The sequence below is a fragment of the Pseudomonas sp. JL3 genome (assembly GCF_031570575.1).
In the GTDB taxonomy this organism is placed as follows: domain Bacteria; phylum Pseudomonadota; class Gammaproteobacteria; order Pseudomonadales; family Pseudomonadaceae; genus Aquipseudomonas; species Aquipseudomonas cucumis.
The window spans coordinates 1-11,607 of record NZ_JAKWJK010000038.1 but is presented as its reverse complement, the minus strand read 5'-3'; the positions used below and the strand labels follow the sequence as shown (position 1 = coordinate 11,607).

The window sequence follows — 11,607 nt, the reverse complement described above, 5'->3', positions numbered from 1 at the left end:
CGTGGTAAATGGTGCTGGGTTTGCGCTTGGTGTCTTTGGGGATGGGCGGATTGAGGTAGTAATCGAGGGCGCGGTCGGCGGCTTCGTTGAGTTTTTTCGAATCGAGGGATTCGTAGGGGGATGTTGGATCGGTTTCCGGTGGGTTGGGTGTTGGTTTGAACATATGAAGCTCCTAGAGTTATGGAGCCGCCACATATCGCTGCTAAACGAAAAAGAGGTGGCGGCTGTACGCGGGTTAGCAGACCAGGACTCTAGAACCCGGCGCACCGAAGTGCCCCACGCAAAGCCGCCATAACATGAACGGTTAACGTTATACGTCTAGAGATGACCCGGGCTGCTAAACCCGATCGCTGATTGGTCAGCGACCCGGAAACGATATAGGCCGGCCTCANAGACCAGGACTCTAGAACCCGGCGCACCGAAGTGCCCCACGCAAAGCCGCCATAACATGAACGGTTAACGTTATACGTCTAGAGATGACCCGGGCTGCTAAACCCGATCGCTGATTGGTCAGCGACCCGGAAACGATATAGGCCGGCCTCAAGGCGCACTAGCCGGCGGATTCTGGCGTAGTCGTAGGCAGCGGCGCAAGGATGTGTAGCCTGGGAGAGTATCTGGAAGTGTCGTTTAAACAGTGCTTGTTTAACGATCTGACGCAGAGCCTTTTGATTTGATCGTTCCCACGCTCTGCGTGGGAATGCCTCAACGGACGCTCCGCGTTCGGCTTTAGAGGGTGGGACGCGGAGCGTCCCGGGCTGCATTCCCACGCAGAGCGTGGGAACGATCGGTGACAGGGATTAAACCACCGAAAAATGAATCCGGAACGCCGCCCCGCCCATGGGGGAATCCCCCAGCGTCAGCTTGGCGCTGTAGCTCTCGATAATGTCCTTGACCACCGCCAACCCGATCCCCTGCCCCGGATGCTGGCGATCGAGCCGCTCGCCCCGCTGCAGAATCCGCGCACGCTGATCCGGTGGCACGCCGGGGCCGTCGTCTTCGACACAGAGCTCAATGCCACTGAGGGTTTCGCGCACGCTGATACGCACTTCGCCGAGGCACAGGCGATAGGCGTTTTCCAGCAGGTTGCCCATCATTTCCAGCAAGGCGCCTTGCTCGATTGGCACGTAACATTGATCCGGCAGATCGAAAGCGACCCGCACACGTTTGTCGCGGTAGACCTTGTCCAGCGTGTCGCAGAGGCTTTGCAACACCGGGCGCAGACGCACCTGGTGGCGCACCAGGCCGCTTTTGCGCAGGCTGGCGCGTTGCAACTGATAGCCGATCTGCTGGCTCATGCGTTCGATCTGGGTTTGCAACACCCAAGCTTGCTCGCGCTCTTGCGGCTTTTGCGCCATGTCTTCGCTGACCCCTTGCAACACCGTCAGTGGGGTTTTCAGGCTGTGAGCCAAGTCGTCGAGGGAGTCGCGATAACGGCTGCGCTGTTCACGCTCGCTGTGCAGCAAACGGTTGAGTGAGCTGGTCAGGCGCAGTAATTCACGCGGGTGTTGTTCGCTGAGGCTTTCCCGGGTACCGCTTTCGATCTGGTCCAGCTCCTGGCTCAGCCGGCGCAATGCCTGCAAGCCCCAGGTCAGGCCGATCCACAGCAAGGCGAGCAACACCAGCAAGGCTGCACCGAAGCCCAGATAGAGGTTTTCCCGCAGGCCTTCGAGGGTGATTTCGTATTCGCGCACCGGTTGCAGAGCGACGATGCTGAACGCCGCGCTTTTGCCGCCGAGCAGTTTGACTTCGACGTCATAGACGAAGAACTCCTGACCATCGGCCTCGCGGATGCGCGCGAACTCGTTGCCGCGTCCGTCGTAACGCGGCTTGTAGTTGATCTTTTCTTCGCGGGTGGCTTTCGAGCGCCACACCAGATGTCCTTCGCGGTCGTAGATGTAGCCGAGCAATCGACTGTCGGTGAGGTTGAAGCGCTCATCGGGCAGCTGCGTCGGCATCTGCAAGCGGTTGTTATCCACCCGGGCAGCGGAGATCAGCGTGGTGACGTCCGACGCCAGGCGCTGCTCGATGGAATCCTGCAACGCCAGGCTGAACGCGCCCTGCATCGCCGGCAGCAACGCCAGCATGAACAACACCGCCAGGAGCGTGGCGGCGAGCATCAATCGGACACGAAGGGAACGAATCAAGTGCAGCGCTCATTAAACAGGTAGCCGAGGCCACGCACGGTATCGATCGGTTTGAAGCCGGCCGGGCCTTCGAGTTTGCGGCGCAAGCGGCCGACCAGCACTTCGATCACATTCGGATCGCGCTCGTCGTCATCCGGGTAGAGCTGCTCCATCAAGCGGTCCTTGGCCACCACTTGCTGGTGATGGCGCATCAGGTACTCGAGGATCCGGTACTCGTACGCGGTCAACGCCAGCGGTTGTTCATCGAGGGACGCCTGTTTGCGGTTGAGGTCCAGCAGCAAGGGACCGGCGACGATGGTCGACTGGGTGAAACCGCTGGAGCGGCGCAGCAAGGCATTCAGGCGCGCGTCGAGCTCTTCGAACTGGAATGGCTTGACCACGTAATCATCAGCACCGGCGGCGAGGCCTTCAACCTTGTCCTGCCAGTTGCCCCGCGCGGTGAGGATCAGAATCGGAAACGTCTTGCCCCGGGAGCGCAATTGACGAATCAGATCAAGCCCGCCCATGCCCGGCAGACCGAGGTCGATCACCGCCAGGTCATGGTTGAACTGCCCGGCCTGGTACAACGCCTCCTCGGCGTTGGCCACAGACTCGACCACGTGGCCGCTATCCGTCAGGCGGGTTTGCAGGTGATGGCGCAACAGCGCTTCATCTTCGACGACCAGCAATTTCATAACGCTCTCCTGGGCAAATCAACCTCTCCAAAGGCACAGTTTCGCAACTCGATGGTTGACAGGGCGATGCCAGTCATCAGTTAAGCCGCGAAGCCCGCTCCCACAGGTTCCGCGGCTTAACCGACTGGCAGCGAAACGCTTTTTAGAAAGCGTAGTTGGCGGACAGGTACGTCTGGGCGCTGCTGGTCAAGTCCAGCGAACCCTGTTTGCTGCCGCCGCGCTCGCTCATCTCGGTGCTGGCATTGCTGCGCAGGTAACGGTAGCCCAGCTCGACCGAGGTGTTTTGCGACACTTGCTGCAATACACCGACCTGGCCACCGATGGCGTAACCGATGTCGCTGTCGCGGCTGAAGCCTGGCGAATCCTGGGTCAGTTTGGTCAAACCGGCGGTGGCACCGCCGAACAGTTTGGTGCTGCCACCCACCGGGTAGAACAGATCGTAGCTGCCCAGCAGGTTTTCCTGACGCAGTTTAATGCCATTGTGCGAGCCCGACACATTGTCGTAAGTGGCGTAGTAGCGGCCCTGGCTGTCTTGCTGGCCCAGACGCACGCCCCAGGTGTTGTCCTTGCCGATCACACCGTCGGCGTTCGGGTGGTTGAGGTTGTCGTTCAGGGCGTTGGATTTTTTAACTTTGTCGCTGGTTTGGCCAAAGGTCAGGCCGGCGAAATTGGTGGTATCGGCGTGGGCCGCCACACTGGCGCCCATCACGGTGAAAGCCAGAAGCAGTTTTTTAAAAGTAGTCATTGGGGAGTTTCCTCATGCGCTATGTGCTTTTTGGGTACGGGGCAAGGTTACTGCCCCCTCCCTGTACTGCCCCTGAACGCACTCTGAACCTGAGCTGAATCAAATCGACTACGCTGTTCTGACTACTCTTAATAAGGAGGTTTGATCATGCGTGTGTTCCTCGCCCTCGTATTACTGGCTCTGAGCGGGGTCAGCCAGGCCGCGATCCAGACCCAGGAAATTCCCTACCAGAGTGCCGACGGCACCAAGCTGATCGGCTATTACGCCTACGACGACGCCATCAAAGGCCCGCGCCCAGGCGTGGTGGTGGTGCATGAGTGGTGGGGCCTCAATGACTACGCCAAGCGTCGCGCCCGTGATCTGGCCGGTCTGGGCTACAGCGCGCTGGCGATCGACATGTTTGGCGACGGCAAGACCACCGAACACGCCAAGGACGCCATGGCCTTCATGCAAGCTGCATTGAAGGACAGCGCAGCGGCCAGTGCACGGTTTCAGGCCGGGCTCGACTTGCTGAAGAAACAGCCGCAAACCGATCCGAACAAACTGGCGGCCATCGGTTATTGCTTCGGCGGCAAGGTGGTGCTGGATGCGGCGCGTCAAGGCGTGCCGCTGGCAGGCGTGGTGAGTTTCCACGGTGCGCTGGTGACCAATACGCCCGCGACGCCTGGCAGCGTGAAGGCGAAAGTTCTGGTGGAGCATGGTGCGCTGGACAGCATGGTCACGGCGGAAAACGTGACGGCATTCAAAGCGGAAATGGATAAGGCCAAAGCCGACTACAAGTTCGTCACCCTCGAAGGCGCCAAGCATGGGTTCAGCAATCCCGAGGCAGATCGTCTGAGCCATGGCGACCATGGCGGGCCGGACATTGGTTACAGCAAGACCGCAGATGAGAAGTCTTGGGCGGACATGCAGGCGTTTTTGAAGAAGATATTTAGCTGACACAATGATCGTTCCCACGGTCCCCGTGGGAATGCAGCCCGGGACGCTCCGCGTCCCTTCGACGGTGTGACGCAGAGCGTCACTGGATGCGTTCCCACGCAGAGCGTGGGAACGATCACCTTGGGACTACCCAGCCTCAAGGCAACCCGGCAAAATGCCGGTCATGAATCCCGTCCTCGCCCTACCCGCCTGCTGCACCCCACTCGACGCCCATTGGCCGCTGCCGTTTGTGCTGCCCGATACGGTCTTGTTGGGGACCCACTTCGATACCAGGCAACTGGCTAGCGATGATTTCCAGCGCAGCGCCATCGAGCCGCCCGCGAGCATCCAGCGCTCGGTGGCCAAGCGCCAGGCCGAGTTTCTCGCCGGGCGAGTCTGCGCTCGGGCGGCGTTGCAACAACTGGAAGGGCTGAGTTTCATCCCGGCCATCGGCGAAGACCGCGCCCCGGTGTGGCCGGCGCATATCACCGGTTCGATCACCCACAGCACCGGCCGGGCTGCGGCGATTGTCGCCAATAAGGCCCATTGGCGTGGCTTGGGAATGGACCTGGAAAACCTGCTCGACGCGGAGCGCGCCGAACGCCTGGCCGGGGAAATTCTCACCGGACCTGAAATGCAGCGCATGGCTGCCGGGGCTGGCGATCAATTGGCAATGCTGGTGACGCTGACGTTTTCGGTGAAGGAAAGCCTGTTCAAGGCGCTCTACCCGATCGTGCAGAAGCGCTTCTATTTCGAACACGCCGAAGTGCTGGAGTGGAGCGAGGGTGGCGAAGTGCGACTGAGATTGCTGACTGACCTGTCCAGTGAATGGCGTAACGGCACTGAGCTGGATGCGCAATTTACAGTGATGGATGGGCAGTTGTTGAGTCTGGTCAGTATCAAGGCTTGAAGCCCCCTGTAGCAGCAGGCTTCGCCAGCTGCTACAGGTCATGAGCCCAATCTCAACGCCGCTCCTGATTCCTCGGCCAGCTCAAACTGAAACAGGCCCCGCCCAGGCTTTTGCTCTTGCCGATCAACGCCCGCCCGTCATGCCAATGGATGATCCGCCGCACGATCGATAACCCTAACCCATGCCCGCCCGAGGCCCGGGTGCGGCTGTCATCGAGGCGCAGGAACGGGGTGAAGATTTTTTCCCACGCCGTTTCCGGCACACCCGGCCCGTCATCCTCGACATCCACCCGACAGCGCTGCTGCCCGACCTGATAGCTGACGGTCACCCTGGAATGCGCGTGGCGCATGGCGTTGCTCACCAGGTTCTGCAACGCCCGGTGCAAGTAACGCGGTTCGGCCTCGACCCAGGCGTCATCGCAATCGGCGGCCGACAGGCATAAGCCGCGCTGCACCGTGACTTCAGCGCGCAGTGGCGCCAGTTCTTCGATCACCTGATTGACCAGCGCATCCAGATCGATTCGCTGAAAGTTCAGGGCCGGCGAACCTTGCTCCAGCCGCGCATAAGTGAGCATCTCGTCGACCAGCCGATCGAGGTCCTCGATGTCGTGATCCATTCCTTCGCGGTATTTCTCCAACGCCTCAGGCGTGGTGGCCGAACCGATCATCTCCAGGCCAAAACGCAGGCGCGCCACCGGCGTGCGCAACTCGTGAGACACGGCACGCACCAGTTCTCGCTGAATCGCCAACAATTGCTGCAAGTGCTCGGCCATGCCGTTGAACGCCGAGGCCAGGCGCCCCACCGAGTCTGCGCCGCGTGCCGGTACGCGGGTTTCCAGGCTGCCCTTGGCGATGCGCGTGGCGGCGGCTTCCAGCCCGCGCAAACGGCGCTCCAGCTGACGCACCAACAGATAGACAATCAAACCGATCAGGCTCAGGCCAAGGGCCGCGATCAGCACCAGCCACTCGGGCGGGTAAGGATTCATCTGATACAGCGGGCCGATTTCCAGTACCCACGGCGTACCGACCATGCCGGCAAACACCCGGATCGAGTCGCCGCCCTTGCCCAGCGCCATTACCGTGTCGCCTTCGGACACGCGACGGCTCTGGTCTTCGTCCATGTCGGCCTGATCGATCGTGACCAATTGCAGATCGAAGCCGAAACCCTTCTCTTCCTTTAACTGCGCCAGACGCTTGGGCTGCTCGGCCACCGGGTAGCGCACCAGTTCATCGGCCAACAGGTAAATGGTCGCTCGCGCCAGTTGCTCGCTGATCTGCTGGACTTCCCCCGTGAGCACCAGTTGTTCCTTGTCGCTGACCAAGCGGTAAACCTTCGCCGCATGCGGGCCGGTCTGCTCCACCAGGGCCTGACCGCGCAGCACGCGGGTGCGCTGGGTCAGGTCGAGGTCGGTCTGGGGGAATGTCTTCAGCGCCAACGGAATGCCGAGCAAGCGCTCCCATACCAGCAAGGCCCGGTGGCGCTCGGTTTCGTTCATCGGTTGCAGGTTATCGGCCATCAGCGAGAACGTGCCGTGGGCCAGGCGCTCGCGGTACTGCTCGCTGCGCACCTGATTAAGCAGGTGCAAGGCCAGCACGCCGAGCACGGCCACCAGAATCAGCGCCGCGCACATGCCGCCATAAATGCGCAGGAAGATCGAGTTCACAGCGACAAGTCTGCGCAGGCTTCGGGAACGAACAGATAGCCTTTGCTGCGGATGGTTTTGATCAGCCGCGGATGCTCCGGGTCATCGCCGATCTTCGGGCGGATGCGCGAAATGCGCACGTCGATGGAACGGTCCTGGCCGTCATAACCGATACCCCGTAGCGCGGTGAAAATTTCTTCGCGAGACAAAATACGCCCGGCGTTGGCCACCAGCAGCCAGAGCAAATCGAACTCGGCGCTGGTCAACTCGATGCCTTTGTCATGCAGCCAGGCCTCGCGCAACGCGTTGTCCACCACCAACGGGCCGAACTGCAGACGCCGTTGTTTTTCCGGAGCGGTTTCAGGGGTCTCACTGCGCCGCAACAAGGCCTGGATGCGCGCCAGCAGCAGACGTGGGCGAACCGGTTTGCAGACGTAGTCATCAGCGCCGAGGTCGAGGCCGAGGATTTGATCGGTGTCATCGGTGCGCGCGGTGAGCATCAGGATCGGGCCGTCATACTTGTCGCGAACCTTGCGGCAAATGCTCAAACCATCTTCGCCCGGGAGCATCAGGTCGAGGATCACCAGGTCCGGTTTCTCCTTGATGATGCGTGCCGCGGCGAGAGCGCCGTTGCCCTCGATCGACACGCGCAGGCCATTGGCTTCGAGGTAGTCGCGAGTCAGTTCGGCCAGACGCTGGTCGTCCTCGACAATCAATACCTGCCAGACTTCTTGCTCCACGGTGACCTCTGCTTGCCAACATCACTTTAAAGGGAAGGATCCGCCCGTCTTTTTGTAATGATTGGGGAGGATAAGAATGCATCTGCATTGGCCGATTGTATAAACGGCGCACGTCTGGAACACAAGCAGGTAAATGCGTTCGGACACAACGGTTTTTTGTGATAGGGTTCGCGCCCTTAAAAATCCGAATGACTGTTTTCAGTCGCTGAAAATCAGTGAAAAACAGTCCGCTCCAGCTAGGTCGCGGCCTACACGCTTGTTCCACCTTTCACACACAATTTACGCACAGGTTTATCCACAGGTAGTACGTTGCAACACCCTCAAAAACGCATTATCTTGTACCTCGGCGCCAAAAAAACCCTACATGTAGGGTTTTATGCCAAAAACCAAACACAAACCGAACACCGATTTCAAGCGCTTTTATTGCCTCTTTCCGGTTGAACCAAACGTATTTTCGAAAGACCAAACCGCGCGTGCGGATGGCTACTGTTTTTAAGCCCGAAACGGCGATAACGGTACGGGTGTTGCAGTCATTTACTGCCACCCAAAACGGAATTCGGTTTCAGGCCCAAGGCGTGACACCAAAGACTTCGGCATGGAAGCGGCGCCCAATAGCCCCCTTCCTGATCTGTCCCGAAGTTGGTATGCCCGGCCCCCGCCGGTTGTAGTGCTTCAGGACAGAACGGTGGGCACCGTGATGGTGCCCAAACAAACATAGAGAATGTGGAGACAACCCCCCATGCAAACCGACACAACTCGCGAGAACCCGCAGGGCACCTTGCCGCAGGCCGCTGATTCGAATTCGGATCTGTCCGCCACCGCGCCTGGCCAGCTGCGCGTGATCAAGCGTAACGGGACTGTCGTTCCTTACACCGATGACAAAATCACCGTCGCCATCACCAAAGCGTTTCTCGCAGTTGAAGGCGGCACCGCTGCCGCTTCGTCGCGCATCCACGACACCGTTGCCCGCCTGACTGAACAAGTCACCGCGACCTTCAAGCGTCGCATGCCATCGGGTGGCACCATCCACATCGAAGAAATCCAGGACCAGGTCGAACTGGCCCTGATGCGTGCCGGCGAGCAGAAAGTTGCCCGCGACTACGTGATCTACCGTGACTCCCGTGCCAAGGAACGCGCTGTACGCACCCCTGCCGAGGAAGCGGTACTGGCTCACCCGTCGATCCGCATTACCCGCGCCGATGGCAGCCTCGCACCTCTGGACATGGGTCGCCTGAACACCATCGTCACTGAAGCATGCGAAGGCCTGGAAGAAGTCGACGGTGACCTGATCCAGCGCGAAACCCTGAAGAACCTGTACGACGGCGTGGCCCTGACCGACGTCAACACCGCCCTGGTGATGACCGCCCGTACCCTGGTCGAGCGTGAGCCGAACTACTCGTTCGTGACCGCCCGCCTGCTGATGGACACCCTGCGTGCCGAAGGCCTGAACTTCCTGGGCGTCGCCGAGAGCGCGACCCACCACGAAATGGTCGACCTGTACGCCAAGGCGCTGCCTGCATACATCGCCAAAGGTATCGAATTCGAATTGCTGAACCCGGTTCTGGCGACTTTCGACCTGGAAAAACTCGGCAAGGCAATCAACCACGAGCGCGATCAGCAGTTCACGTACCTGGGCCTGCAAACCCTGTACGACCGTTACTTCATCCACAAGGACGGTATCCGCTTCGAACTGCCGCAGATTTTCTTCATGCGCGTGGCCATGGGCCTGGCAATCGAAGAGAAGAACAAAGAAGACCGTGCGATCGAGTTCTACAACCTGTTGTCGTCCTTCGACTACATGTCCTCGACCCCGACCTTGTTCAACGCCGGCACCCTGCGTCCACAGCTGTCGAGCTGCTATCTGACCACCGTGCCGGATGACCTGTCGGGCATCTACCACGCGATCCACGACAACGCCATGTTGTCGAAATTCGCAGGCGGCCTGGGCAACGACTGGACACCTGTTCGTGCCTTGGGTTCGTACATCAAGGGCACCAACGGCAAATCCCAGGGCGTTGTTCCGTTCCTGAAAGTGGTGAACGACACTGCCGTCGCCGTCAACCAGGGTGGCAAGCGCAAAGGCGCTGTCTGTGCCTACCTGGAAACCTGGCACATGGACATCGAAGAGTTCATCGAACTGCGCAAGAACACCGGTGATGATCGTCGTCGTACCCACGACATGAACACCGCCAACTGGATCCCTGACCTGTTCATGAAGCGCGTCTTCGATGACGGCAAGTGGACCCTGTTCTCGCCGTCCGAAGTACCGGACCTGCACGACCTGACCGGCAAGGCCTTCGAAGAGCGTTACGAGTACTACGAAGCTCTGACCGAGTACCCGGGCAAGGTCAAGCTGTTCAAGACCATCCAGGCTAAAGACCTGTGGCGCAAAATGTTGTCCATGCTGTTTGAAACCGGCCACCCATGGCTGACCTTCAAAGACCCGTGCAACCTGCGCAGCCCGCAGCAGCACGTGGGCGTGGTCCACAGCTCGAACCTGTGCACCGAGATCACCTTGAACACCAACAAGGACGAGATCGCCGTTTGCAACCTGGGCTCGATCAACCTGCCGAACCACATCGTCGACGGCAAGCTGGACACCGCCAAGCTGCAACGCACCGTGAACACCGCCGTGCGCATGCTCGATAACGTGATCGACATCAACTACTACTCGGTGCCGCAAGCGAAGAACTCCAACTTCAAGCACCGTCCGGTCGGTCTGGGCATCATGGGCTTCCAGGACGCTTTGTACCTGCAGCACATTCCTTACGGTTCCGATGCGGCCGTCGAGTTCGCCGACAAGTCGATGGAAGCGGTCAGCTACTACGCGATCCAGGCTTCCTGCGACCTGGCCGACGAGCGCGGCGCCTACGAGACGTTCCAGGGTTCGCTGTGGTCCAAAGGCATCCTGCCACTGGATTCGCAACAGATCCTGATCGAGCAGCGTGGCCAGCAGTACATCGACGTTGACCTGAACGAATCCCTGGACTGGGCACCGGTTCGCGCCCGTGTACAGAAAGGCATTCGTAACTCCAACATCATGGCCATCGCACCGACCGCGACCATCGCCAACATCACTGGCGTCTCGCAGTCGATCGAACCGACCTACCAGAACCTCTACGTGAAATCGAACCTGTCGGGCGAATTCACCGTGATCAACCCGTACCTGGTTCGCGACCTGAAGGCTCGCGGCCTGTGGGACTCGGTCATGATCAACGACCTGAAGTACTACGACGGTTCGGTGCAGCAGATCGAGCGCATCCCGCAAGAACTCAAAGAGCTCTACGCGACCGCCTTCGAAGTGGACACCAAGTGGATCGTTGACGCGGCAAGTCGTCGTCAGAAATGGATCGACCAGGCTCAATCGCTGAACCTGTACATCGCCGGCGCATCGGGCAAGAAGCTGGACGTGACCTACCGCATGGCCTGGTACCGTGGTCTGAAAACCACTTACTACCTCCGTGCCCTGGCCGCGACCAGCACCGAGAAGTCGACCATCAACACCGGTAAGCTGAACGCTGTTTCCAGCGGCGGCAACCACGGTGACGATTCGGTTCTGGCAGCTCCAGCAGGCCCGGCACCAGTGCCAAAGGCTTGCGCGATTGACGAGCCGGATTGCGAAGCTTGCCAATAAGCTAAGCGGGTGAGCGCTGAAAGGCGCTTACCTCGATAACCCCCGATCAGTCCTCTGGATTGGTCGGGGGTTTTCTTTTGCCTCAAGGAAAGTGGGGACTGTGCCCGCGAAGAGTCCATCACTGACAACGCAAAATTCGTCACCCGAGACAAATCCCGACCATAAAAATCTATGGTCACCCCCATTTTTGCAATACTGAT

8 protein-coding genes are annotated in these 11,607 nt (G+C 59.7%); 3 read left to right on the top strand and 5 right to left on the bottom strand.

Annotation, left to right across the window (positions count from 1 at the left end; genetic code table 11):
• Positions 1 to 797 precede the first annotated feature (797 nt).
• The 3 genes from MMG91_RS28600 to MMG91_RS28590 all read right to left on the bottom strand — a co-directional run bounded on the left by MMG91_RS28600 (position 798) and on the right by MMG91_RS28590 (position 3,563).
• On the bottom strand, positions 798 to 2,144 hold the full coding sequence (locus MMG91_RS28600; RefSeq protein ID WP_310661430.1) for an ATP-binding protein: 1,347 nt from the start codon (positions 2,142 to 2,144) through the stop codon (positions 798 to 800).
• On the bottom strand, positions 2,141 to 2,818 hold the full coding sequence (locus MMG91_RS28595) for a response regulator (protein WP_305448669.1): 678 nt from the start codon (positions 2,816 to 2,818) through the stop codon (positions 2,141 to 2,143). The genes MMG91_RS28600 and MMG91_RS28595 overlap by 4 nt, the downstream gene beginning before the upstream one ends.
• 142 nt (positions 2,819 to 2,960) lie before the next feature.
• Positions 2,961 to 3,563, bottom strand: a complete 603-nt coding sequence (locus MMG91_RS28590) for a hypothetical protein (protein WP_305448668.1) — start codon at positions 3,561 to 3,563, stop codon at positions 2,961 to 2,963.
• A 147-nt stretch (positions 3,564 to 3,710) separates the two neighbouring features.
• Between MMG91_RS28590 and MMG91_RS28585 the strand changes: the two genes are divergently transcribed.
• Both MMG91_RS28585 and MMG91_RS28580 read left to right on the top strand, forming a co-directional pair.
• Complete coding sequence (locus MMG91_RS28585) at positions 3,711 to 4,502, top strand: dienelactone hydrolase family protein (protein ID WP_310661429.1); 792 nt, start codon at positions 3,711 to 3,713, stop codon at positions 4,500 to 4,502.
• A 163-nt stretch (positions 4,503 to 4,665) separates the two neighbouring features.
• On the top strand, positions 4,666 to 5,391 hold the full coding sequence (locus MMG91_RS28580) for a 4'-phosphopantetheinyl transferase superfamily protein (RefSeq protein ID WP_310661428.1): 726 nt from the start codon (positions 4,666 to 4,668) through the stop codon (positions 5,389 to 5,391).
• Positions 5,392 to 5,443: 52 nt separating this feature from the next.
• On the opposite strand, the gene MMG91_RS28575 is transcribed toward MMG91_RS28580, so the two are convergent.
• Both MMG91_RS28575 and MMG91_RS28570 read right to left on the bottom strand, forming a co-directional pair.
• Positions 5,444 to 7,054, bottom strand: a complete 1,611-nt coding sequence (locus tag MMG91_RS28575) for an ATP-binding protein (protein ID WP_123360307.1) — start codon at positions 7,052 to 7,054, stop codon at positions 5,444 to 5,446.
• The gene (locus MMG91_RS28570) at positions 7,051 to 7,773 is read right to left on the bottom strand and encodes a response regulator (RefSeq protein WP_095051649.1); all 723 of its coding nucleotides are present in this window, start codon (positions 7,771 to 7,773) and stop codon (positions 7,051 to 7,053) included. The genes MMG91_RS28575 and MMG91_RS28570 overlap by 4 nt, the downstream gene beginning before the upstream one ends.
• Before the next feature lie 739 nt (positions 7,774 to 8,512).
• Here MMG91_RS28570 and MMG91_RS28565 point away from each other — a divergent pair.
• Positions 8,513 to 11,407, top strand: a complete 2,895-nt coding sequence (locus MMG91_RS28565; protein WP_310661427.1) for a ribonucleoside-diphosphate reductase subunit alpha — start codon at positions 8,513 to 8,515, stop codon at positions 11,405 to 11,407.
• Positions 11,408 to 11,607 lie beyond the last annotated feature (200 nt).

Bases quoted from the DNA above. Each gene is read 5' to 3' on its own strand.
- MMG91_RS28595 (WP_305448669.1), bottom strand. From the start codon at position 2,818: ATGAAATTGCTGGTCGTCGAAGATGAAGCGCTGTTGCGCCATCACCTG.
- MMG91_RS28590 (WP_305448668.1), bottom strand. From the start codon at position 3,563: ATGACTACTTTTAAAAAACTGCTTCTGGCTTTCACCGTGATGGGCGCC.
- MMG91_RS28585 (WP_310661429.1), top strand. From the start codon at position 3,711: ATGCGTGTGTTCCTCGCCCTCGTATTACTGGCTCTGAGCGGGGTCAGC.
- MMG91_RS28580 (WP_310661428.1), top strand. From the start codon at position 4,666: ATGAATCCCGTCCTCGCCCTACCCGCCTGCTGCACCCCACTCGACGCC.
- MMG91_RS28565 (WP_310661427.1), top strand. From the start codon at position 8,513: ATGCAAACCGACACAACTCGCGAGAACCCGCAGGGCACCTTGCCGCAG.